Genomic DNA, 24380 nt, shown 5'->3' on the forward strand with positions numbered 1-24380 from the left:
TTCCTGGACGATGAGTCCGTGCAGCTCTACGGCAACGAGGCCGGGGGTGACGGCGTGCAGACCGGCCGCCACGCCGCGACCATCACACTGGGCCGACCGGGCGTGCTGCACGGCGCCAAGACGTTCCTCATGCAGGACCCGGACGGGCAGACCGTGGAGTCCCACTCGATCTCCGCCGGCCTGGACTACCCCGCCGTGGGGCCGGAACACTCCTACCTGCACTCGATCGGGCGCGTGAACTACGAAGCGGTCACGGACGTCCAGGCCATGGACGCCTTCCGGCTGCTGTGCCGCACCGAGGGCATCCTCCCGGCCATCGAGTCCTCCCACGCGCTCGCCGGCGCCCGCGAGGTCGCTGCCCGCTGGGTCGCGGAACTCGGGCCCGAGGAAGCGGCGCAGAAGATCATCGTGGTCTCGCTCTCCGGGCGCGGCGACAAGGACGTGGCCACCGCGGGGGAGTGGTTCGACCTCCTCCCGCAGGACAGCCACGAGGAACGCGTGGCGCAGAAAGGCGAACAACTGTGAGCACCACCGAGCACACCCCTGCGGGCTTGACCGAACGCATCGTCCCACGTGACCTCACGCGCAGCGCGGACTCCGCGCTGTCGCGGCGGATCGAACAGTGCAAGGCCGAGGGCCGCCCGGCCCTCGTGGGCTATCTGCCCGCCGGGTACCCCACCGTCGAGGAGTCTGCCGCCGCCGCCGTGGCCCTGGGTCGCAACGGCGCGGACATCATCGAGATCGGCATCCCCTACTCGGACCCCGTGATGGACGGACCGGTCATCCAGGCGGCGACCACCCAGGCGCTCGCCAACGGTTTCCGGGTCGAGGACGCGTTCACCGTGGTGCGCGCCGTCGCCGAGCAGACGGACGCGGTCCCCGTGGTGATGACGTACTGGAACCCCGTGCTGCAGGCGGGCGTGGACGAGTTCGCGCGCCGGCTCAAGGACGCCGGGGGAGCCGGGATCATCACCCCGGACCTGATCCCGGACGAGGCCACGGAATGGTTCGCGGCCTCCGAGGAGCACGGTCTGGACCGGATCTTCCTGGTGGCCCCGTCCACGAGCCGTGAGCGTATGGACATGACTGTGAGCGCGGCCTCCGGCTTCGTGTACGCGGTGTCCGTGATGGGCGTGACCGGGACCCGGGACCAGGTGTCCTCGGCCGCCGAGGACGTCGTCGCCCGCGCACGCGGGGCCGGTGCGGAGCGGGTGTGCGTGGGTCTGGGGGTGTCCAGCCGCGAGCACGTGCTGGAGATCGGGGCGTACGCGGACGGCGTGATCGTGGGCACGGCTCTCGTGCGCGCGCTCGGTGAGGGCGGGCCGCAGGCCGTGGGTGAGCTCGCCGCGCACCTCGCGGGACGCGACTGATGCCGCCGGTGCTGCCCGCCTCCATCCCGTCCCCGAGCATCAGCAGCATCCACCTGGGGCCGCTCACGGTGCACTTCTACGCGCTGTGCATCCTGCTCGGCATGGCCCTGGCCATCTGGCTCACCATGCGGCGCTGGAAGCAGTGCGGTCAGGACCCGGACGTACTGTGGGACATCGTGTTCTGGGCGGTGCTCGCCGGGATCGTGGGGGCGCGCGCCTACCACGTGCTGATCACGGACCCCGCCGGGTACTTCGGGCCCGGCGCGGACCCCCTGGCCGTCTTCCGGATCTGGGAGGGCGGACTCGGCATCATGGGTGCCGTGCTGTTCGGCGCCGTGGCCGCGTGGTTCGTCTCGCGCAAGAACGGGTTGTCGCTCGCCGTGTTCGCGGACTGCGTGGCCCCCGGACTCCTGCTTGCCCAGGCCGTGGGACGGTGGGGCAACTGGTTCAACCAGGAACTGTTCGGCAGACCCACCACACTGCCGTGGGGGCTCGAGATCTCCCCGGCGTCCCCGAACTTCCCCGCGGGGCTGCCCGCGGACACGCTGTTCCACCCCACGTTCCTGTATGAGAGCCTGTGGAACCTGCTGGGTGTGGTGCTGCTGCTCGCAATCGACCGCCGCATGCGGGACCCGCACGGGCGCATCTTCGCGCTGTACATGATCTACTACGGGATCGGGCGACTGCTCATCGAGCTGTTACTGCGCGTGGACCCGGCCCTGATGATCGCCGGTGTGCGCGTGCACGTGTGGACCTCGCTGCTGATCGTCATCGCGGGCATCATCCTCTTCGCGGTCCTGGGTAGGCGTGCCCGCTCTCGTGCCGGGGCAGCGGCCGAGCCTGCCCGGGCCGTGCGTTCCTGACGCGTCCTCCGGGTCTCCGACCACGACGCCGCACGCGGGCCCCGCAGAGCTCTTCACGACTCCGCGGGGCCCGCGTCGTCGTCCGTGCGATCCGTCACGCATGTTCGTGTGACGTGGCCTACGTGGTAAATTACCCGAGCACCGTGCCTGTCCCGCTCATCCGTGGGACCCGCCGGTTCGATCCACGGCCCACGGGCCGCTTCCTTCCGCAACGGGGCGGACACGCGCGTCACCTGGATCCCGCGTCGCCCGCTGCGCACCCACCGAGTGCTCCCCGGGCCTCGTCCGACGCATTCGACCTGCCGGCCCTTGGTGAGGAGTACCGCCATGAGCAGTGACCAGATAGCAGCCCCGAACTCCCGCGAGCAGCATCGCGTGAGCACCACGGATCCCGTCCACCGGGACGCACCCGAACCACGCGACGCCGCCGAACCGGTGTCCCCGTTCGAGCGTTTCTCGGCAGTGCCCGAGGATCAGGGCCTGTACCGCTCGGAGGACGAGAAGGACGCGTGCGGTCTGGCCGTCGTGGCCACCCTGGACGGCGTGGCCTCCCACGACATCGTGGACGCCGCGCTCACGGCCCTGCGCAACCTCGAGCACCGCGGTGCGGTAGGTGGGGACGAGGGCACCGGGGACGGCGCCGGTCTGCTGACCCAGATCCCGGACGAGTTCCTGCGCGAGGTGGTGGACTTCCCGCTGCCGCCCCAGGGGGCCTACGTGGTGGGCACGGCGTTCATGCCCACCGGCGGTAAGCACCTCGAGGAGCTCAAGCGCTCGCTCGAGGAACTCGCCCGCATGGAACGCCTCACGGTCCTGGGCTGGCGGGACGTCCCCGTGGTCGACGACGCCGTGGGCGCGTCCGCGCGCGCCGTGATGCCAACGTTCGTGCAGTTCTTCGTCTCCGATAGCAGTCACAACGAGCGGGCGGCGTCCCTGTTTGCGCAGGACGCAACGTCCTACGATCCCGTGGCCGCCCAGCTCGAACTGGACCAGAAGGCGTTCCGCGTGCGCAAGCGCGCGCAGAACAAGTTCGGGGTGTACTTCCCGTCCTTCTCGTCCCGCACGCTCGTGTACAAGGGCATGCTCACCACGGCTCAGCTCGAACCGTTCTACCCGGACCTGTCCGATCCGCGGTTCACGACCAAGCTCGCGGTGGTGCACTCGCGCTTCTCCACCAATACGTTCCCGTCCTGGCCGCTCGCCCAGCCCATGCGAACGCTCGCGCACAACGGTGAAATCAACACCGTGGTGGGCAACCGCAACTGGATGCGCGCACGCCAGTCCTCGCTGTCCGGGGCCGTGCTGGGCCGCCAGCCCGAGGACCTGTTCCCCATCTGCTCGGAGGGCGCGTCCGACTCGCAGTCGCTCGACGAGGTTGCCGAGCTGCTCCAGCTCGCGGGCCGGCCCGTGACCGAGACCATGCTCATGCTGATCCCGGAGGCGTGGCAGAACCATGAGACCATGGATCCGCAGCTCAAGGCTTTCTACCAGTACCACGCCACGCTCATGGAGCCGTGGGACGGTCCCGCGTGCGTGTCCTTCACGGACGGCGTGCGCGTGGGCTCGGTCCTGGACCGTAACGGGTTGCGCCCGGGGCGGTTCTGGCAGACCGACGACGGTCTGGTGATCTTCGCCTCCGAGGTGGGCGTCGTGGACGTGGGGGAGCGCGTCGTCGTCCGCAAGGGCCGGGTGTCCCCGGGGACCATGTTCCTCGTGGACACAGACGAGGGCCGGATCGTGGAGGACAGCGAGATCAAGGCCGAACTCGCCGCCACCAAGCCGTGGCAGGACTGGGTGCGGGACTCGGTGCTGCCCATCACGGAGCTGCCCGAACGCGAGCACATGACCCACCCGCCGCACTCCATCCGGTTGCGGCAGAAGACCTTCGGCTACACCGAGGAAGAGCTCAAGCTGATCATCGGTCCCATGGCCGTGGCCGGCGCCGAGCCCATCTACGCGATGGGCACGGACACGCCCGTGGCGGTGCTGTCCAACCGCTCGCGGCTGTTGTTCGACTACTTCGTGCAGTCCTTCGCGCAAGTGACCAACCCGCCGCTCGACGCGATCCGCGAGGAACTCGTCACGTCCATGGCCGGTGCCGTGGGGCCCATGGCCAACATGCTCTCCACGCAGCAGACCCGGACGCGCCAGATCCAGCTGAACTTCCCGGTGATCGACAACGACCAGCTGGACCAGTTCGTTCACCTGGACGACGACGGCGTGCCCCTGAGCCTGCGCGTGCGCGGGCTGTACCGTCCCGTGGACGGTGCGGACTCGCTGCGGGCCCGGATCGCGGAGATCTGCGAGAAGGTCTCCGCGGCCGTGAACCGCGGGGTGCAGTTCGTCATCATCTCCGACCGGGATTCCAACGGCGTGTGGGCTCCCATCCCGTCCCTGCTGCTGACCTCCGCCGTGCACCACCACCTGTTGCGCTCGGCGACCCGCACCAAGGTGGCCCTGATCGTGGAATCGGGGGACGTGCGGGAGGTCCACCACGTGGCCCTGCTGCTGGGCTACGGGGCGTCCGCCGTGAACCCCTACCTGGCCATGGAATCCGCCGAGGAACTCGTGCGCCGCGGGGAGATCCGGGGGGTCACGGAAGAACAGGCCGTGGCGAACCTCATCAAGGCGCTGGGCAAGGGTGTGCAGAAGATCATGTCCAAGATGGGCATCTCCACCGTGCAGTCGTACTGCGGTGCGCAGACGTTCGAGGCCCTGGGCCTGTCGAGCGAGCTCGTGGACGACTACTTCGCGGGCACACGGACCCAGATCGAGGGTGTGGGTCTGGACGTGATCGCCGCGGAGATCCAGTCCCGACACCGTCTGGCCTATCCGGAGGACGGCGTCACCGAACCGCACCGGGACCTCGCCACGGGCGGCGAGTACGACTGGCGCCGCGAGGGACCGCGGCACCTGTTCGACCCGCACACGGTCTTCCGGTTGCAGCACGCGACCCGCACGGGCCGCTACGACATCTTCAAGTCCTACACGTCCCGCGTGGACGACCAGGCCAAGGAGCTCGCGACCCTGCGCGGACTCATGAGTTTCGCGTCCACGCGCGAGCCCGTGGACATCGACGAGGTGGAGCCCGTGAGTGAGATCGTCAAGCGGTTCTCCACGGGTGCCATGAGCTACGGCTCGATCTCCGCGGAGGCCCACGAGACGCTCGCGATCGCCATGAACCGTCTGGGCGCCAAGTCCAACACGGGCGAGGGCGGTGAGGACGTCGAGCGGCTGATCGACCCCGAGCGGCGTTCCGCGATCAAGCAGGTGGCCTCTGGCCGGTTCGGGGTCACGAGCCTGTACCTCGCGACCGCGGACGACCTGCAGATCAAGATGGCCCAGGGCGCCAAGCCCGGCGAGGGCGGGCAGCTCATGGCGCAGAAGGTCTACCCATGGATCGCGCGCACGCGCCACGCGACCCCGGGGGTTTCGCTGATCTCCCCGCCGCCGCACCACGACATCTACTCGATCGAGGACCTCGCGCAGCTGATCTACGACCTCAAGCACGCCAACCCTCGCGCTCGCGTGCACGTCAAGCTCGTATCGGAACGCGGGATTGGCACGGTCGCGGCGGGCGTGACCAAGGCCAAGGCCGACGTCGTACTGGTCTCCGGCCACGACGGCGGCACGGGCGCGGCGCCCCTGAACTCGCTCAAGCACGCGGGCATGCCGTGGGAGCTGGGACTCGCGGAGACCCAGCAGACCCTGCGGCTGAACGGGCTGCGCGAGCGCGTGGTCGTGCAGGCGGACGGCCAGCTCAAGACGGGGCGCGACGTCGTCGTCGCCGCGTTGCTGGGCGCCGAGGAATTCGGCTTCGCCACGGCGCCGCTCGTGGTGGAGGGCTGCATCATGATGCGCAAGTGCCATCTGGACACGTGCCCCGTGGGAGTTGCCACGCAGAACCCCGAACTGCGCAAGCGCTTCACGGGCAAGGCCGAGCACGTGGTGAACTTCTTCGAGTTCATTGCCCAAGAGGTGCGCGAGATCCTCGCCGAACTCGGGTTCCGCAGCATCGCGGAGGCCGTGGGGCACGCCGAGGTACTGCGCACGCGGGAGGCCGTGGCGCACTGGAAGGCCAAGGGGCTGGACCTGAGCCCCGTGCTCGATTCGTTCCGCGCAGAAGGGGTCACGGATGGACTGCGCAACACCGGCGTCCAGGACCACGAACTCGAGAAGCACTTCGACACGAAGCTCATCCCGCTCGCGCAACCGGCGATCGAACGCGGTGAACCCGTGCGCGTACAGGAACGCGTGATCAACACGGACCGCGCCGTGGGCACGATGCTCGGATACACCGTGACCAGCGCGCTCGGGACCCGGGAACTGCCGGATGACACGATCGACGTGACCCTGACCGGTCAGGCCGGCCAGTCGCTGGGCGCCTTCGTGCCCCGCGGTATCACGCTGCGGCTCGAGGGGGACGCGAACGACTACACGGGCAAGGGCCTTTCCGGCGGACGGATCGTCGTGCGGCCCCCGCGCGACGCCGGATTCGTGGCCCACGAGAACGTGATCGCGGGCAACGTGATCGGTTACGGCGCCACGAGCGGCGAGATGTTCTTCAACGGCACCGTGGGGGAGCGCTTCCTGGTGCGCAATTCCGGGGCCACCGCGGTGGTCGAGGGCATCGGTGACCACGGCTGCGAGTACATGACCGGGGGTGTGGCCGTGGTGCTGGGTGAGACGGGCCGCAACTTCGGGGCCGGGATGTCCGGCGGTGTGGCATACGTGCTGGACCTGGACGAGCGGGACGTGAACAAGCAGGCCCGCGAGAGCGGTGAACTGCACCTCGAGCACCCGGACGCCAACGACCGTGAGTTGCTCGCCGACCTCATCAAGCGCCACGGTGAGGAGACCGGGTCCGAGTTCGCGCGTCAACTGCTCGCGGACCCGGACCGCACGATGTCGCGCTTCACCAAACTGCTGCCGCGGGACTACTCCGCGGTGCTCGCACTGCGCAACGAGGCCGAAGCCGCCGGGGACGACCCGGACGGCGACGGCACCTGGCACAAGATTCTGGAGGTGACCGGCCGTGGCTGATCCCCGTGGTTTTCTCAAGGTCCGCACACGCGAGGACCGTCCCAAGCGCCCCGTCCCGGTGCGCCTCATGGACTGGGCGGAGGTGCAGCAACGCCAGGAGGCGGGGACGCTGCACGAGCAGGCCGGGCGCTGTATGGACTGCGGTGTGCCGTTCTGTCACCAGGGGTGTCCCCTGGGCAACCTCATCCCCGAGTGGAACGACCTCGTGTGGCGTGACCGGTGGGACGAGGCCTCCGAGCGGATGCACGCGACCAACAACTTCCCGGAGTTCACCGGGCGCGTGTGCCCCGCGCCGTGCGAGTCCTCGTGCGTGCTCGGGATCAACCAGGAGCCCGTGACCATCAAGCAGGTCGAGTACGCGATCGGCGAGAAGGCGTTCGACGACGACCTCATCAAGCCCTACGTCCCGCAGCGGCTCGTGGGCAAGACGATCGCGGTGGTCGGTTCCGGTCCCGCCGGACTCGCGGCGGCCCAGCAGCTCACGCAGGCGGGGTTCACGGTGGCCGTGTACGAACGGGACGACCGGATCGGCGGTCTGCTGCGCTACGGCATCCCCGACTTCAAGCTCGAGAAGTCCGTGCTCGAACGCCGGCTCGAGATCATGCGCCAGGAGGGCACCAAGTTCCGCCCGGGCGTGGAGATCGGCACGGACATCACGTGGGACGCGCTGCGCAGGCGTTACGACGCCGTGATCGTGGCCACGGGTGCCACGCGGCCCCGTGAACTCGCGATCCCCGGCCGTGAGCTCGCGGGGATCCACTACGCCATGGACTTCCTCGTGCGGGCCAACCACCTGGTGGCCGAGGACCACGTCCCCGACCCCATCGACGCCCGCGGCAAGCACGTGATCGTGTTGGGCGGCGGTGACACCGGTTCCGACTGCATCGGCACCGCGCTGCGCCAAGGTGCGGCGTCCGTGACGTCGCTCGCGATCGGTCGCAAGCCTCCCGTGGACCGCGCGGACGAGGAACCGTGGCCCATGATGCCCCGGGTCTTCGAGGTCTCCACGTCCCACGAGGAGGGTGGCGAACGCACGTACCTGGCCTCCACGGTGGAGTTCGTGGGGCAGGACGGCCGGGTCACGGGACTGCGCGTCGCGGAGACCGAGTACCGCGAGGACGGCTCCCGCGGTCCCGTGGCCGGCACCGAGAAGGTGTTGCCTGCGGACCTGATCCTGCTCGCCCTGGGATTCACGGGCAACGAGTCCCGCGAGCTCACCGAGCAGCTACCCGTGGCGCTGGACTCCCGGGACAACGTGGCGCGGGACGAGACCTACATGACCGCCGTGGACGGGGTGTTCTCGTGCGGTGACGCAGGTCGTGGGCAGTCGCTCGTGGTGTGGGCCATCGCGGAGGGCCGGGCGTGCGCCGCTCACGTGGAACGCCACCTTACAGGCCAGACCCGGTTGCCAGAACCCGTGACCCCGTCCGAGCGGGCGATCGACCTGAGCCTGTGACCCGCCCGCATCCGTGATCCTCCCGGCACCCGCCATGAGTCCTGCCATATCAATTCCCAGGGCTCGTTGCTAAGGTAGGAACGGACATCGGCGAAGCGGCCGCGGTCGGGCAGCACCAGGCTGCTCGACCCGGCCGCTTCGTCATATGCACCAACCATCCGCCATTCGAAAGGGAGTCACCCATGCGTCGAGCGAAGATCGTGGCCACCATCGGCCCCGCCATCTCCTCGTACGAGAACGTCACCCAGGCGATCCAGGCCGGAATGAACGTGGCTCGCCTCAACATGAGTCACGGTGACCACACCGTGCACAATACGTCCTACGAGAACCTGCGCCGGGCCAGCGAAGAGCTGGGCACCACGGTCGCGATCCTCGCGGACCTGCAGGGGCCCAAGATCCGGCTGGGCAACTTCGCGGACGGCCCCCATGCGCTGGACGTGGGTGACACCTTCACGATCACGATCGAGGACGTCCCCGGCTCCAAGGAGCTGTGCTCCACGACCCACAAGGGCCTGCCCGGCGACGTCAACGTGGGGGACCCGCTGCTGATCGACGACGGCAAGGTCGCCCTGCGCGCCACGGCCGTGTCGGACACCGCCGTCACCACCGAGGTCGTGGTCGCCGGGACCGTGTCCGACCACAAGGGCATCAACCTCCCCGGCGTGGCCGTCAACGTCCCCGCACTGAGCGAGAAGGACGAGGCGGACCTGCGCTGGGCCCTGCAGCGCGGCGTCGACATCATCGCGCTGTCCTTCGTGCGGGACGCCCAGGACATCACCCGGGTGCACGAGATCATGGCGGAGGAGGATCGCAAGATCCCCGTGATCGCCAAGATCGAGAAGCCTCAGGCCGTGGATGCGCTGCACGAGATCATCGACGCGTTCGACGGCATCATGGTTGCCCGCGGCGACCTCGGTGTGGAGCTGCCGCTGGAGGCCGTGCCGATCGTGCAGAAGCGCGCGATCGAGCTCGCCCGCCGCTGGGCGAAGCCCGTGATCGTGGCGACCCAGGTGCTCGAGTCCATGATCGACAACCCGCGCCCCACGCGCGCCGAGGCCTCGGACTGCGCGAACGCCGTGCTCGACGGCGCGGACGCCGTGATGCTCTCGGGCGAGACCTCGGTGGGCAAGTACCCCATCAAGACGCTCGAGACCATGTCGAACATCATCCTGGCCACCGAGACGCAGGGCATGGACCGCATGCCCCCGCTGGGCACCGAGCCCCGCACGCGCGGCGGCGCCATCACCCGTGCGGCGGTGACCATCGCCCGGCAGCTGGACGTGAACTACATCTGCACGTTCACCCAGACGGGTGACTCGGCCCGCCGGTTGTCCCGGTTGCGCCCGGAACGCCCGATCCTCGCGTTCACCCCCGAGAAGAGCGTGCAGGCGTGGCTGCAGTTGCTGTGGGGCGTCCAGCCCATCCGGGTGGATCGCGTGGAGCACACCGACGACATGACTCGTCAGGTGGACCACTACCTGCTCCAGCATGATCTCGCCAACACCGAGGACATGGTCATCATCTGCGCCGGTTCGCCCCCGGGCCACGCCGGGTCCACCAACCTCGTGAAGGTGCACCGCGTGGGCGACCTCCAGGACGCCGGCGAGGCACCCCAGCGCGAACCCCGCGAGCGCGTGGGGCCGTGGGGCGGCATGGCCGGTTCCGCCACGTGGCGGGAGCCGTGATCGGTCGCTGACCCACGCGGATCGCCCGTATGGCGGACCGCGAGCTGTTCTCGTCGCGGCACCTGCGCGTGGGTGTCGACCCGATGTTTCTAGTGGAGTAAAGGCAGTCCGGACGCCGTCCGAGCTGCCTTTACTCCACTCTGCGTGCTGACCGTGGACGCTGATCGATCGCGCGAACAGCGGCTGGGGCCCTACGGTCTCCGAAAGGTTTTGCTACGTGCCTTGATCGGGGAGCCGGTCCCGCATGAGGGATTCGAGCAGCGTGATGGGCAGGGGCCGGTCGTAGGGAAGCTTGATGAACCCGGCGCCGTACGCCTCCCCCGCAGCCGCTTCCCGTGACTGGTGGGGTGCGAAGAACTCGGGGGTGAACCGCAGGGAGCAGTGGTGCTTGAAGTTCCACAGCATCCACAGAGTGGTGTTGTCGTCGAGCACGTACGTGGGCTGGTTCCACTTCAGGACCTCCCGCGCGTGCGGCGCCACGCGACGGCTGAGGTCTCGAAGCGCCTCGAGGTGGGGACGTTGGTGGGGCTCCAGTCGAGCGGAATAGTCCTCGGCACCGATCCGCTTGGGCATCGGCATGGGGTCTCCCGTCGTGGTGTGAGCTGTGTCGGAGGTGCTCAGGCTGTCGGCTTCATCCTGGGAAGTCGACCACGGGCGGGCCTCCCCATTGCTGACAGGTTTCCGACCGGTCCACCCACCCGCCCGACCACGGATGCGGGGAGACCCACGACCCCCTCGTGCATTCGCCCCGTGTTCGGCCACGAAAAACGGCCCCGCGGGTGCGAGGCCGTTCCAAAGGTGCTCCGACGGAGCGAGTTGTCGTGCCCAAGGTGGGACTCGAACCCACACATGTCTCCATACTGCATTTTGAGTGCAGCGCGTCTGCCAATTCCGCCACTTGGGCATGTCCGGGAAGGGGACCGTAGTGCGGGCCACCGCCGCCGGTGCGGATAACAGCATACATGATGGGTCTAGGCTGGAGACCGGTCCGCCCCTTCCGCGCCCGGGGGTGTGATGTGTCCCATGAGGCGCGTTCGCGGCACTCGTGGTTGGATGCCGTGTCGACACGACCAAGTTACCCCCAAACCTAGGAGTCCCCGTGACGGATTCGTCGAACACCCCGGAGCCCACTGCGCCCGGGGCACAACGGTCGGGCGCCGCAGACCCTGGCGCCGCGCAGCCCGACACCGCCCGCGCCGAGACGACCCACGTCGACGCCGCGCCCGCCCAGGACCACGCCGCCCGTTCCGAGGCGCAGGGTTCCGAAGCCAAGACGGTCGTCGTCGCGGAGGACGAGGCGCTGATCCGCATGGACATCGTCGAGATGCTCGAGGACGCCGGGTACCGCGTGGTGGCGCAGGCGGAGAACGGGGAGCGCGCCGTCGCCCTGGCCTCCGAGCACCGCCCGGACCTCGTGCTCATGGACGTGAAGATGCCCGTGATGGACGGGATCACCGCCGCGGAGCAGATCGCGCAGGACCGGATCGCGCCCGTGGTACTGCTCACCGCGTTCAGCCAGCGCGAGCTCGTGGAGCGTGCGCGGGAGGCTGGCGCCATGGCGTACGTGGTCAAGCCGTTCACCGTGGACGACGTGGTGCCCGCGATCGAGATCGCGATGTCTCGTTTCGAGGAGATCACGGCCCTCGAGAGCGAGGTCGCGGACATGAAGGAACAGTTCGCCACGCGCAAGCTCGTGGAACGCGCCAAGTCGCTGCTGCAGACCAAGATGGGTCTGTCCGAGCCCGAGGCGTTCCGCTGGATCCAGAAGACGTCCATGGATCGCAGGCTGTCGATGCGCGAGGTGGCCGAGGCGATCATCAGCCAGGTGGCCTGACGCCCCCGGGGCCCAGCTCGTCCCGGGCCGCACGCGGAACGCGCCCGTAGCTGTCCCTGGCCGTGCGGCGTCCCGCGCCCGTGTTCCGCCGGGGCCTGTGCCTGTCCGGGGGTGGCCCTAGGATGGAGCCGTGACTGAGACGAGCAAGCAGGCCAGCCAGGACGCCCCTGAGACCCGCACCGTGGTGATCGGTGAGAAGACCGAGCACCCGCAGGAGGTCTCGCTGCCCGTTCCGGTGTCCCGGCCCGAGAAGCGCTTGCTACTGATCGACGGCCACTCCCTGGCGTTCCGCGCATTCTTCGCGCTCTCCCGCGCTGCCGAGTACGGTGGGGGCCCCGGTTTCGTGACGTCCGACGGCGTCCACACCGAGGGCGTCTATGGATTCGTGAACACCATGGTCAAGCTCGTGCGCGAGGAGAAGCCCACCCACCTGGTCGTCTCCTTCGACCTCGAGGGCCCTACCCTGCGCTCCCAGGAGTATGGGGAGTACAAGGGCGGCCGGGACGAGACCCCGGAGGAGTTCCACGGGCAGGTCCCCAACATCCGACGCATCCTCGAGGCTGTTGGCATTCCGATCGTCACGAGCGAGGGCCACGAGGCGGACGATGTCCTGGCCACGCTCGCCACCACGGCCGCCGCCGAGGACTTCGAGGTGCTCGTGTTCTCGGGTGACCGGGACGCGTTCCAGATGATCACGGACCACGTGACGGTGGTCTACCCGGGCCGCACGCCGTCGGACCTGCGCCGCATGGACGCGCAGGCGGTCTTCGAGAAGTACAAGGTCGCCCCGCAGAACTACCCGGATCTCGCCGCGCTGACGGGGGAGACCGCGGACAACCTACCGGGTGTACCGGGCGTGGGTCCCGGCTTCGCGGCCAAGTGGATCACGTCCTACGGTCCCGTGGAATCGCTGCTCGAGCACGCGGACCGGATCACCGGCAAGAAGGGCGAGGCCCTGCGCGAGCACGAGGACCTCGTGCGGCGCAACCGCAAACTCAACCGCCTGGTCACGGACCTGCCCCTCGACGTGAACCTGGATCACGCGGTATTGCCCGAGGCCGATCCCGAGCGGGTCGGCGTGGTCTTCGACGAGCTCGAATTCGGTGCCCAGTTGCGCGGGCGTCTGCTCGAGGCCTTCGGTTCCCACGCTTCCGACGACGCCGCCGCCACGGTTCCCGAGGTCATCGACGTCACCCGGGTGCGCACCGCCCAGGAGTTCAGTGATTGGCTGGACGCGGGGGAGAAGGACGTGCCCATCGTCGTCCGCCGCTTGGCGCACGACCCCAAGGCACCCTCCGGCGCGGAGGTGACCACCCTCATGCTCATGAACCAGGGCGGTGCCGCCGTGGACCTCGTGACCGCGGACCAGGAGCTGACCATCGCCGTCGAGGAATGGCTCGCAGACCCGGCGGCGCCCAAGATCGTGGACGGCCTCAAGGACCTGTACCACGGTCTGATCCAGCGCGGGATCGAGCTCGCCGGTGTCGTGGACGACGTCCAGCTCTCCGGCTACCTCGTGCGGCCCGCGCTGCGTTCCTACGAGCTGGACGCCCAACTGAGCCACCACCTGGAGGTGGAGGTGCCCCGCGCGGACGAGTCCGCGGCGTGGGAGAAAAACGGACAGACCGAACTCTCGCTGGACGCGTCGGACGAACAGGACGAGCTGGCCGGTGTGAGCGACGCCGAACTGCGTCGCCAGGCCACGCTCGGTTCCGCGTGCCGGCAGTTGAGCGAACACCTGCGCGGGCTGCTCGAGGCCGACGGCCAACTGGGGCTGCTCACGGATCTGGAGATGCCCCTCGCGGTGATCCTCGCCCGGATGGAGGCCACGGGGATCGCGATGGACCGCCCAGGTATCGACCGGTTGTTCGACGACCTCCAGCAACCGATCGACCAGGCCTTCGAGCAGGCGCAGGCGCAGATCGACCACGAGATCAACCTGGGTTCCACCAAGCAACTGCAGGCCGTGATGTTCGAGGAACTCGGCCTGCCCAAGACCAAGAAGACCAAGACCGGGTACACCACGGACGCCGCGGCGGTCGCGGACCTGCTCGGACGCGTGGACCCCGAGACCCAGGGTTCGCGGTTCCTCGTGGCGCTCATGAACTGGCGCGAGTACTCCAAGCTCAAGCAGATCGTGGCCGGATTGCGGGACGCGATCGCCGAGGACGGGCGCATCCACACCACGTACCAGCAGACCGTGGCGGCCACCGGACGGCTGTCCTCCACGGGTCCCAACCTGCAGAACATCCCCGTGCGCACCGAGCAGGGCCAGCGCATCCGCGACGTGTTCGTGGTGGGGGAGGACTCCCAGGGCCCGTTCGAATGCCTCATGACCGCGGACTACTCCCAGATCGAGATGCGGATCATGGCCCACCTGTCCGGGGACGAGGGGCTGATCGAGGCGTTCCGTGGCGGGGAGGACCTGCACCGGTTCGTGGGCTCGCGCGTGTTCGACGTGGCCCCGGAGGACGTCACCCCTCAGATGCGTTCCAAGGTCAAGGCCATGAGTTACGGCCTCGTCTACGGGCTGAGCTCCTACGGCCTGTCCCAGCAGCTGAACATCGGCGTGGACGAGGCCCGCACCATGATGAGCGGCTACTTCGAACGCTTCGGCGGCGTGCGGGACTTCCTGCGCGGCGTCGTCGAGGAAGCCCGTTCCAAGGGCTACACCGAAACGATCGACGGGCGACGCCGCTACCTCCCGGACCTCACGAGCGACAACCGCCAGGCCCGCCAGGCCGCCGAGCGCATGGCCCTGAACGCACCCATCCAGGGGTCGGCCGCGGACATCATCAAGAAGGCCATGATCGGCGTGGACCGGGCCCTGCGCGAGGACGACCTGCGCTCGCGGGTGCTGCTGCAGGTCCACGACGAACTCATCGTGGAGGTCGCCCCGGGGGAGACGGAGCGGGTCGAGGAGATCCTGCGCACCGAGATGGCCGGGGCCGCGGAACTGACCGTGCCCCTGGACGTCAACGTGGGCACGGGGCGGACATGGCACCAGGCCGCCCACTGACCGCCTGAGCGCACGGACCACTCAGCCCGCCGCTCGGCGCCGCAGCAGGCCGTGCACCCAGCACGACACCCGCCACCGCGCGGCGGGCCATGGCACACCCGAACCGCCCGAGTCACGACGAGGAGCATCATGAACGCGACACCCCGGCACGAGCAGACCCGCGAGAGCGAGTACAGCGCCCGCGGGAACGACTACGTCCTGCGCCGCTTTCTCGCGAACGAGGGTGGCACGGACGCGAACCCCGAGTTCGTGGAGTGGAACCGGGCGGTCGCCCAGGGGTTCCACGGCCGTGAACCGGGGCAGGAGGCCACCGAGCGCAACCTGCGATCGATGCGCGCCGCTGGCACCCGGTTCCGCGCCGCATACACCGCGGACCCCGTGCCCACAGCCGCGCTGGGGGCCGAGCGACCCGTGGCCACGTTCTGCTCGTGGGACTCGGAGCTGACGCTCGGGGAAGGGCGCAGCGTGCCCGCGTGGTTGGTCTCTGAGGTCACGGTGCGCCCAACCCATGCCCGGCGAGGACTGTTGCGCCGGCTCATGACCACCGACCTGACCGAGGCCCACGAGGCGGGGTTCCCGATCGCGGCGCTCACCGCCTCCGAGGCCACGATCTACGGTCGCTTCGGTTTCGGTGCGGGCACGTTCAACACCGAGATCACGGTGGACGCGCACACGCGGTTGCAGTTGAAGGCCCCGACCGTGGGCACGGTGGAAATGGCCGACAACCACGCCGTGGCCGAGCTGGCGCCGAGCATCTTCGATCGCTTCCACCGCGTGACGGCGGGCTCCCTCACGCGCACTCAGAAGTGGTGGGACATTATCTCCGGTCGGTGGAACTGGGACCAGGAGGGCGCGGATCCTGAGATCCGCACCGCGGTGCACTACGACGCCCGGGGTGAGGCGGACGGCTACGTGAGCTACAAGTTCGTCTCCACCCAGGGGTTCCAGGGGTACCTGAAGGTCGTGGACCTCGTGTCCCCGAGCTCGCAGGTGCGCATCGCCCTGTGGGAGTACCTGTGCAACCTGGACCTCGTCACGGAGGTGCGCTACAACAGCGCCCAGATGGAAGACCCGCTCATGTGGGGCATGGTGGACATGTCCGCCTACACCGTGCGCAAGCGCTACGAGCGACTGTGGTTGCGCGTCCTGGACCCGGTGGCGGCCCTGTCCGCCCGGCACTACACGTCCCACCGCAAGGTCAGGATGTCGGTCGTGGACTCCATGGGCTTCGCGGACGGGATCTACGAGATCGACACCACCGGTGATGCCCCCCGCGTGGAACGCGTAGCGGACCGCCCGCGCACACAGGACGATCTCGCGGGGAAGTCCATGCCCGCCGTGGAACTGTCCGACGGCGCGGACGTCGCCCTGAACGTCGATTCGCTCGGCTCGCTGTACCTTGGGGCCGTCAAGGCGTCCACGCTGCACTACGCGGGGCTGCTGCGCGTGCGCGACGACGCCGCCCTGCGGGACATCCAGGCGCTCATGTCCACGCCCACCCACCCGTACTGCATCTCCCCGTTCTGAGCGCGGCTCGCGCAGCGCGCGGACGCACCCTCCAGGCTTGAACCGGCACGGTTTCGGGCCTAGACTGGAGCGGTGCGTGTATTCGCACGCCCACATCAAGCGTGACGTCGCCAATCCGGTGCGCCCCACAGGGCGGGGTTGGTGACACCAAACCATCACATCAATTTCATCGGAGTCCCTACTACATGACCACCACCACCCAGCAGGTCGCCGTCAACGACATCGGAACCGAAGAGGATTTCCTCGCCGCTGTCGACGCGACCATCAAGTACTTCAACGACGGCGACCTCGTGGAAGGCACCGTCGTCAAGGTCGACCGCGACGAGGTCCTCCTGGACATCGGGTACAAGACCGAAGGTGTCATCCCCTCTCGTGAGTTGTCCATCAAGCACGACATCAACCCCGATGACGTCGTGGCTGTGGGTGACGAGGTGGAGGCTCTGGTCCTCACCAAGGAGGACAAGGAAGGTCGCCTGATCCTCTCCAAGAAGCGCGCTCAGTACGAGCGCGCCTGGGGCGACATCGAGAAGGTCAAGGACGAGGACGGCGTCGTCACCGGCACCGTCATCGAGGTCGTCAAGGGCGGCCTCATCCTGGACATCGGCCTGCGTGGCTTCCTGCCCGCCTCCCTCGTGGAGATGCGCCGCGTCCGCGACCTCGCTCCGTACATCGGTCAGCAGCTCGAGGCCAAGATCATCGAGCTGGACAAGAACCGCAACAACGTGGTGCTCTCCCGCCGTGCGTGGCTCGAGCAGACCCAGTCCGAGGTGCGCGCCAACTTCCTGCAGCAGCTGCAGAAGGGCCAGGTCCGCACGGGCACCGTGTCCTCGATCGTCAACTTCGGTGCGTTCGTGGACCTCGGCGGTGTTGACGGTCTGGTGCACGTCTCCGAGCTGTCCTGGAAGCACATCGACCACCCCTCCGAGGTCGTCGAGGTCGGTCAGGAAGTCACCGTCGAGGTGCTGGACGTGGACATGGATCGCGAGCGTGTGTCGCTCTCGCTCAAGGCCACCCAGGAAGATCCGTGGCAGCTGTTCGCCCGCACCCACGCCCTGGGCCAGGTCGTCCCCGGCAAGGTCACCAAGCTGGTTCCCTTCGGTGCGTTCGTTCGCGTCGAGGACGGCATCGAGGGCCTCGTGCACATCTCCGAGCTGGCGCAGCGTCACGTGGACATGGCCGAGCAGGTCGTCTCCGTGAACGAGGAGCTGTTCGTCAAGGTCATCGACATCGACCTGGACCGCCGCCGGATCTCGTTGTCCCTCAAGCAGGCCAACGAGGGTGTGGACCCGGACTCCACCGAGTTCGATCCCGCCCAGTACGGCATGGCCGCCGAGTACGACGAGCAGGGCAACTACAAGTACCCCGAGGGCTTCGATCCCGAGACCAACGAGTGGATCGAGGGTTATGAGGAACAGCGCGCCGCGTGGGAGGAGCAGTACGCTCAGGCCCAGGCCCGCTGGGAGGCGCACAAGGAGCAGGTGCGCAAGCACCTGCAGGAAGACCAGGATGCGGCGACCACTTCGTCCTCCTCGTCCTCCCCGAGCCACTCCTCCGGCCCCACGAGCTACTCTTCCGAGGCTCCGGCCGAGGACGCCGGGACGCTCGCGTCCGACGAGGCCCTCGCCGCTCTGCGCGAGAAGCTCACCGGTCACTGAGTCGCACGCGGCGGCCCGTGAGCTCGCCGTGAGGTGAATCCGAGAGGTCCCGCTCCCCGTCACGGGGAGCGGGACCTTTCACATGTCCGGGACGTCCTCCCACCGGGCGGGTCCCTCGTGGACGCTCGCGTGGCCCGCGGTGATACTCGCAAGGGCTGCCCGGGCATCGTCGATGGCGCCGGGGAGGTCCGCCACGAGCAGGCGCAGGGTCGCGTCCGCGGAGCCGTAACCGGTGGGCAGGACCGTGAACCCGCGAGCGCGCATCTGGGACTCCACGCGGCCGGCCTCGGCGTAGGGGAGCAGCAGGGTCAGTTCGCGGCAGCGCATCCTGCGCACGAGCGGGGCGGTGTCCAGCGCGGCGGCCACGGCACCGGAGTAGGCGCGCACGAGCCCGCCGGCCCCGAGCTTGACCCCGCCGAACCACCGCACGACCACGGCACACACGTCCGAGAGGTCACCGGCCTCGTCCGCGGTGCGTTGCCGGGTCGTGGCGTGCGCGGTCAGCGCCTGCAGCATGGGCATGCCCGCGGTACCCGCCGGTTCGCCGTCGTCGGACGAGCGCGTCGTGGCGCGCGTGGGTCCGAGCACGAACGCCGAGCAGTGGTGACGGGCGTCCCGGTGTTCGGCGGCCACACGGGTGATGAACTCGCGGGCTTCCGCTTCCGTGTCCACGCGGGTGAGTAGTGCCAGGAACCGGGACTTCTTGATCTCGAGCTCCACGCTATGCACGATGCCCCGGCGCGGGACGGTGTAGGACACGCGCGAGTCCGCGGCGTCGTGGGAGAGGGATTCGGCGGGCACACCACCAGTGTAGGGACGCGCCGATCCGGGGGCTCGTGGTCGCGCGGGGGGGCCGGGACGGTCCCGGGGCGCCCGCTGAGCACGGGAGGGCCACTACAGTGAGACCTGCCGCGCCGACGCGGCCACGTGCCACCGCCTCCCATCGGAAAGCTGACCTGTGCTCAATCGTCTTCACGACCGACTGGGGTTGCGCACGACCCCGTCCATCTTCTTCGTCTCGGCCGCGCTGATCGTTGTCTTCACGCTCGCCATGAGTCTGTTCCCGGGGCCCGTGCAATCGGTCTTCGGCGTGGTCTCCCATGCGTTGCGCTACCAGACGGGATGGTTCTACACCTTCAGCGTGACCGCTCTCGTGATCTTCGCGATCGGTCTGGCACTGAGCCGCTACGGTCGCGTGAAGATCGGCGACGACGATTCCGTCCCGGAGTACTCCGGGATCGCGTGGTTCGGGATGCTCTTCGCGGCGGGCGTGGGCGCCGTGCTGATGTTCTGGGGTGTGGCCGAACCCGTCAACCACTACGCGAACCCACCCATGTACGGCACCGAACCCGCCTCGGACCGCGCCGCAGTGGAGGCCCTGAACATCGCCAACTTCCACTTCGGCGTGCACATGTGGGCGATCCTCGCCGTCCCCGGTCTGACGTTCGGGTACTTCACGTACAAGCGCAAACTGCCCCCGCGCGTCTCGTCCGCGTTCCACCCGGTGCTCGGGGACGGCATCCACGGCCCGTGGGGAAAAGCGATCGACGTGCTCTCGATCGTCGCGACCGTGTTCGGGCTCGCGGTGTCCGTGGGGCTCGGGGCGCTGCAGATCAACAGCGGCCTCACATACGTCTACGGCATCCCGATGGAGGGGTGGATCCAGGCGGCCATCATCGCGCTGATCACGGCGGTGGGCCTGGCGTCCGTGCTCGCGGGCATGGAGAAGGGCGTCAAGCGACTGTCGTACGCGAACATCGTCCTGGCCGTGGCCCTGTTGCTGTTCGTGCTCATGGCCGGGGCCACCATGGACACGATGCGCAGCATCGTGGAGTCCGTGGGTGGCTACGTGAACCAGTTGCCCACGCTCGCGTTCTTCAACGACACGTTCGGCGGCGGCACGTGGTCCGGTGACTGGACGGTGTTCTACTGGGCCTGGACCGTCACATGGGCGCCGTTCGTGGGGATGTTCGTGGCCAAGATCTCGCGCGGGCGCACGATCCGCCAGTTCGTGGTGGGGGTGCTCGGCGTCCCGTCGTCGTTCGTGGCGGTGTGGATGGCCATCTACGGATACAGCGCGATCCGCATCGACCGCGCTCCCGAGACGCAGGGCAGTCTCACGGACACCATCGTCACGCAGGGCAACGTGGAGGCCGCGCTGTTCCAGTTGCTCGGGTCCATGCCGTGGTTCGCGGTCACCGCGCTCGTGGCGCTCGTGGTCATCACGATCTTCTTCATCACCTCGATCGACTCCGGCGCGCTCGTGATGGACGCAATGGCCAATGGCCACGAGGACGAAGGCCCGCGCCGGCAGCGGATCTTCTGGACGCTCGCCGTGGGCGCGGTGTGTGCCGCGATCATCACGACCTCCGGCGAGAACGGGCTCAACGCCCTGCAGGAGGTCATCATCGTGATCGGTGCTCCCGTGATGGTCCTGGAGGTCCTGCAGGCCGGGATGCTGTTGCGGGCGTTACGCCAGGACGCCGGTACCGCGCGTCCCATGCGCACACGGCAGTGGAAGAAGGTGCTGCCCGCGGAGGAGTACCACCGCAGGGCGCAGCAGGACACCGCCGCGATCGAGGACTACGTCATCCGTCCCGAGTACGAGGTGGGCACCGAACCCGATCACGACACCCATCAGCCCCGCACGTGGCACTGGCAGCGGGAGCAGGAGGGCCGGCCGGTGTTCCAGCTCGCACTCACCGGCGGGCCGTCGGCGGGCAAGCACACCGTGGCCCGCGAGTTCGAGGCGCTGGGCGCCGTCGTCGTGGACAGCTCAGCGCTGTGGGGCGAGCTCCTGAGCCCGGGCACGGACACGCGCGCGGACGTCGAGCGCGTCTTCGGGGAGCAGTTGCGCGCCCGGGGGGTCTCTTCGCAGGACAAGGCCGCTGCGGCCGAGGCGCTCGACGACCTGATGACTCACAACGACGCCGCCAGGGCCCGCGCCCACGAACTGTTGCTCCCCGCGCTGCGGGAGGCGGCGCGGCGTCGTGCCCGGGACGCGGGACCCGACAGCGTGGTCGTGCAGGTGATCCGGGACCCCCTCGAGGCGGACCAGGGGGACCGGTTCGACCTCGTCGTGGCCGTCGACGCGCCCGTGGAGGACCGGGTGCGGAGGTTGCGCGCGGGTAAGGGCCTGCCCGCCGAGGACGCGTGGGACCGGGTGGACGTGGCCGCCGGGCCGGAGGAGATCCGGGCGGTCGCGGACGAGGTGATCGTCAACGACGGTGACCTCCACGGTCTGCGGGAGCGCTCCCGCGAGATCTGGCGCGACCACGTGCTCCCGGCACTGGGCCGGGACCAGGACACGGAAGGACACCGTCATGACTGAGCTGTTGCGCAGACCCGGCCACACCGAGACCCTGCGGGTCGGGCTGACGGGCGGGATCGCCTCGGGCAAGTCCACCGTCTCGCGGCGGCTGAGCGAGCTCGGGGCGCTCGTCGTGGACGCGGACGCGATCGCCCGGGCCCTACAGGAACCGGGGGAACCAGGCTACGAGGCCATGGTGGCCCACTTCGGTGAGCGGATCGTGCAGCCGGACTCGGGCGCACTGGACCGCGCGGCGGTCGCGGCCATCGTGTTCGACGACCCCGAGCAGCTCGCGGCCCTGAACGGGATCATCCACCCGCTCGTGCGGCGCGAGACCGCGCGGCTCGTGAGTGAGGTGCCGCCGGGGGGAGTGGTGGTCCACGACATCCCGCTGCTCGTGGAGACCGGTCAGTACGGGACGATGGACGAGGTGCTCGTGGTGCAGGCGCCCGAGGACGAGCGGGTGCGGCGGATGGTCGAGGACCGCGGGATGAGCCTGGAGGACGCCCGCCGCCGGATCGCGGCCCAGGCCACCGACGAGCAGCGCCGGGCGGTGGCCACGGCAGTCCTCGACAATTCCACGACCGTCGAGGACCTGCTCGCGCAGGTGGACGAGTGGTGGCGCACGCGGGTCCTGTGAGCAGTTCCGGAGCGATGCGAGCCGCCCGGATCCGTGTCTGAGTCGGCGCGTACGCTGGGTCCATGTCGCTCGCACAGAAGATCAATCGTGTGGTCGCCCCGTTCGAGGTCGTGTCCGAGTACCAGCCCGCCGGTGACCAGCCCAAGGCCATCGCGGACCTGTCCCGCCGGATCGAGGGCGGGGAGAAGGACGTGGTACTCATGGGCGCCACGGGCACGGGTAAGTCCGCGACCGCCGCGTGGCTCATCGAGGCCGTCCAGCGGCCCACGCTGTTGCTCGTGCAGAACAAGACCCTGGCCGCCCAGCTGGCCAACGAGCTGCGCGAACTGCTGCCCAACAACGCCGTTGAGTACTTCGTCTCCTACTACGACTACTACCAGCCGGAGGCCTACGTCCCCCAGACGGACACCTTCATCGAGAAGGACTCCTCGATCAACGAGGAGGTCGAGCGGTTGCGGCACTCCGCGACCAATGCCCTGCTGACCCGCCGCGACACCGTGGTGGTCTCCACAGTGTCCTGCATCTACGGTCTGGGTACCCCGGAGGAGTACGTCAAGCAAATGGTCACCCTGGCCGTGGGCCAGGAGATGGACAGGGACACCCTGCTGCGTCAGTTCGTGAACATGCAGTATGTGCGCAACGACGTGGACTTCCACCGCGGGACGTTCCGCGTGCGCGGGGACACCGTGGAGATCATCCCCATGTACGAGGAACTCGCGGTGCGCATCGAGTTCTTCGGGGACGAGATCGAGGCGATCTACACGCTGCACCCGCTCACGGGGGAGATCGTAAACGAGGAGCAGGAGATGTACGTCTTCCCCGCCTCGCACTACGTGGCCGGTGCGGAACGCATGGCCTCGGCGATCGAGTCCATCCAGAAGGAGCTGCAGGAGCGGCTGCAGGAGCTCGAGTCGCAGAACAAGCTCGTGGAGGCCCAGCGGTTGCGCATGCGCACCACCTACGACCTCGAGATGATGGAACAAATGGGCTACTGCAACGGGATCGAGAACTACTCGCTGCACATCGACGGCCGCCCGCGCGGTTCCGCTCCCCACTGTCTGCTGGATTACTTCCCGGACGACTTCCTGCTCATCATCGACGAGTCCCACGTGACCGTGCCGCAGATCGGTGGCATGTACGAGGGGGACATGTCCCGCAAGCGCACGCTGGTGGAACACGGCTTCCGGTTGCCGTCCGCCATGGACAACCGCCCCCTGAAATGGGACGAGTTCCTGGAACGAATCGGGCAGACCATGTACATGTCCGCGACCCCGGGGCCGTACGAGATGTCCAAGGTGGACTCCGTGGTGGAGCAGATCATCCGCCCCACGGGACTCGTGGACCCCCAGGTGATCGTCAAACCCACCAAGGGCCAGATCGATGACCTGCTGGAACAGATCGAGTTGCGCGTGGAACGCGACGAACGCGTCCTGGTGACCACGCTGACCAAGCGCATGGCGGAGGACCTCACCGAGTACCTCATGGAACACGGTGTGCGGGTCCAGTACCTGCACTCGGACGTGGACACCCTCAAGCGCGTGGAACTGCTGCGGGACCTGCGCATGGGCGCGTTCGACGTCCTCGTGGGCATCAACCTGTTGCGCGAGGGCCTGGACCTGCCCGAGGTCTCCCTCGTGGCCATCCTGGACGCGGACAAGGAAGGCTTCCTGCGTTCCACCACGTCCCTGATCCAGACGATCGGTCGCGCCGCCCGTAACGTCTCGGGTGAGGTCCACATGTACGCGGACAAGATCACCAATTCCATGAACGTGGCGATCGAGGAGACCAACCGCCGCCGGGAGATCCAGGTCGCGTACAACGAGGAACACGGGATCGATCCGCAACCGCTGCGCAAGCGGATCGCGGACATCACCGATCAGTTGGCACGCGAGGACGAGGACACCCGCACCCTGCTGGCCCAGCGCGCCGCCGCCAACAATCACACCGCTCCCGTCAAGGGCGGTAAGGGCAAGGCCAC

The 24380-nt window shown here is 68.6% G+C and carries 14 protein-coding genes, 1 tRNA gene and 1 pseudogene; 13 read left to right on the plus strand and 3 right to left on the minus strand.

What is annotated here, in order from left to right:
* From B3I25_RS05460 to pyk, 6 genes and pseudogenes are all read left to right on the plus strand, one after another.
* Window positions 1-525: pseudogene (locus B3I25_RS05460) on the plus strand (bifunctional indole-3-glycerol phosphate synthase/tryptophan synthase subunit beta); the annotation flags it as partial.
* Between the two features lie 38 nt (window positions 526-563).
* The gene (gene trpA / locus B3I25_RS05465) at window positions 564-1370 is read left to right on the plus strand and encodes a tryptophan synthase subunit alpha (protein WP_286738267.1); all 807 of its coding nucleotides are present in this window, start codon (window positions 564-566) and stop codon (window positions 1368-1370) included.
* Window positions 1370-2233: a prolipoprotein diacylglyceryl transferase gene (gene lgt / locus B3I25_RS05470; RefSeq protein WP_286738165.1), complete on the plus strand. Its 864-nt coding sequence runs from the start codon at window positions 1370-1372 to the stop codon at window positions 2231-2233. Before trpA ends, lgt begins: the two co-directional genes overlap by 1 nt.
* 327 nt (window positions 2234-2560) lie before the next feature.
* Window positions 2561-7276: a glutamate synthase large subunit gene (gene gltB, locus B3I25_RS05475; protein ID WP_286738167.1), complete on the plus strand. Its 4716-nt coding sequence runs from the start codon at window positions 2561-2563 to the stop codon at window positions 7274-7276.
* Complete coding sequence (locus tag B3I25_RS05480; RefSeq protein ID WP_035962101.1) at window positions 7269-8732, plus strand: glutamate synthase subunit beta; 1464 nt, start codon at window positions 7269-7271, stop codon at window positions 8730-8732. Before gltB ends, B3I25_RS05480 begins: the two co-directional genes overlap by 8 nt.
* 182 nt (window positions 8733-8914) lie before the next feature.
* Entirely contained in the window at window positions 8915-10417 is a 1503-nt protein-coding gene (gene pyk, locus B3I25_RS05485; RefSeq protein WP_064846830.1) for a pyruvate kinase, read from the plus strand.
* Between the two features lie 213 nt (window positions 10418-10630).
* Here pyk and B3I25_RS05490 read toward each other — a convergent pair whose 3' ends face one another.
* Together B3I25_RS05490 and B3I25_RS05495 are read right to left on the minus strand one after the other, a co-directional pair.
* Window positions 10631-10996, minus strand: coding sequence for an iron chaperone (locus B3I25_RS05490; RefSeq protein WP_286738171.1), 366 nt, complete (start codon window positions 10994-10996; stop codon window positions 10631-10633).
* 243 nt (window positions 10997-11239) lie between these two features.
* A tRNA-Leu gene (locus B3I25_RS05495) sits at window positions 11240-11321 on the minus strand.
* 195 nt (window positions 11322-11516) lie between these two features.
* On the opposite strand from B3I25_RS05495, the gene B3I25_RS05500 reads away from it, so the two are divergent.
* The 4 genes from B3I25_RS05500 (at window position 11517) to rpsA (ending at window position 18452) form a co-directional block, all read left to right on the plus strand.
* A complete protein-coding gene (locus tag B3I25_RS05500) occupies window positions 11517-12251 on the plus strand; it encodes an ANTAR domain-containing response regulator (RefSeq protein ID WP_286738173.1) in 735 nt (244 codons plus the stop codon).
* A gap of 130 nt (window positions 12252-12381) precedes the next feature.
* Complete coding sequence (gene polA, locus B3I25_RS05505; RefSeq protein ID WP_286738174.1) at window positions 12382-15270, plus strand: DNA polymerase I; 2889 nt, start codon at window positions 12382-12384, stop codon at window positions 15268-15270.
* A 129-nt stretch (window positions 15271-15399) separates the two neighbouring features.
* The gene (locus B3I25_RS05510; RefSeq protein ID WP_064846834.1) at window positions 15400-16797 is read left to right on the plus strand and encodes a GNAT family N-acetyltransferase; all 1398 of its coding nucleotides are present in this window, start codon (window positions 15400-15402) and stop codon (window positions 16795-16797) included.
* Between the two features lie 185 nt (window positions 16798-16982).
* Window positions 16983-18452 carry a 30S ribosomal protein S1 gene (rpsA, locus tag B3I25_RS05515; RefSeq protein WP_035962088.1) on the plus strand — a complete coding sequence of 490 codons (1470 nt, stop codon included), beginning with the start codon at window positions 16983-16985 and terminating at the stop codon, window positions 18450-18452.
* Window positions 18453-18530: 78 nt separating this feature from the next.
* Here the strand turns inward: rpsA and B3I25_RS05520 are convergent, their stop codons facing one another.
* Entirely contained in the window at window positions 18531-19253 is a 723-nt protein-coding gene (locus B3I25_RS05520; RefSeq protein WP_286738176.1) for an IMPACT family protein, read from the minus strand.
* A 157-nt stretch (window positions 19254-19410) separates the two neighbouring features.
* Between B3I25_RS05520 and B3I25_RS05525 the strand changes: the two genes are divergently transcribed.
* The 3 genes from B3I25_RS05525 to uvrB form a co-directional block, all read left to right on the plus strand.
* Window positions 19411-21783 carry a dephospho-CoA kinase gene (locus tag B3I25_RS05525; protein ID WP_064846604.1) on the plus strand — a complete coding sequence of 791 codons (2373 nt, stop codon included), beginning with the start codon at window positions 19411-19413 and terminating at the stop codon, window positions 21781-21783.
* Entirely contained in the window at window positions 21776-22402 is a 627-nt protein-coding gene (gene coaE, locus B3I25_RS05530; RefSeq protein ID WP_286738178.1) for a dephospho-CoA kinase, read from the plus strand. The genes B3I25_RS05525 and coaE overlap by 8 nt, the downstream gene beginning before the upstream one ends.
* A gap of 62 nt (window positions 22403-22464) precedes the next feature.
* On the plus strand, window positions 22465-24380 hold a 1916-nt coding region (uvrB, locus tag B3I25_RS05535), incomplete at its 3' end, for an excinuclease ABC subunit UvrB (RefSeq protein WP_286738179.1).

The organism is Kocuria sp. UBA1838, from assembly GCF_002338785.1.
Taxonomy (GTDB): Bacteria; Actinomycetota; Actinomycetes; order Actinomycetales; family Micrococcaceae; genus Kocuria; species Kocuria marina.

What these genes read in the sequence shown, in the direction of transcription:
- lgt (WP_286738165.1), top strand. Translation starts at nt 1,370, where the DNA reads ATGCCGCCGGTGCTGCCCGCCTCCATCCCGTCCCCGAGCATCAGCAGC.
- gltB (WP_286738167.1), top strand. Translation starts at nt 2,561, where the DNA reads ATGAGCAGTGACCAGATAGCAGCCCCGAACTCCCGCGAGCAGCATCGC.
- pyk (WP_064846830.1), top strand. Translation starts at nt 8,915, where the DNA reads ATGCGTCGAGCGAAGATCGTGGCCACCATCGGCCCCGCCATCTCCTCG.
- B3I25_RS05490 (WP_286738171.1), bottom strand. Translation starts at nt 10,996, where the DNA reads ATGCCGATGCCCAAGCGGATCGGTGCCGAGGACTATTCCGCTCGACTG.
- B3I25_RS05510 (WP_064846834.1), top strand. Translation starts at nt 15,400, where the DNA reads ATGAACGCGACACCCCGGCACGAGCAGACCCGCGAGAGCGAGTACAGC.
- rpsA (WP_035962088.1), top strand. Translation starts at nt 16,983, where the DNA reads ATGACCACCACCACCCAGCAGGTCGCCGTCAACGACATCGGAACCGAA.
- coaE (WP_286738178.1), top strand. Translation starts at nt 21,776, where the DNA reads ATGACTGAGCTGTTGCGCAGACCCGGCCACACCGAGACCCTGCGGGTC.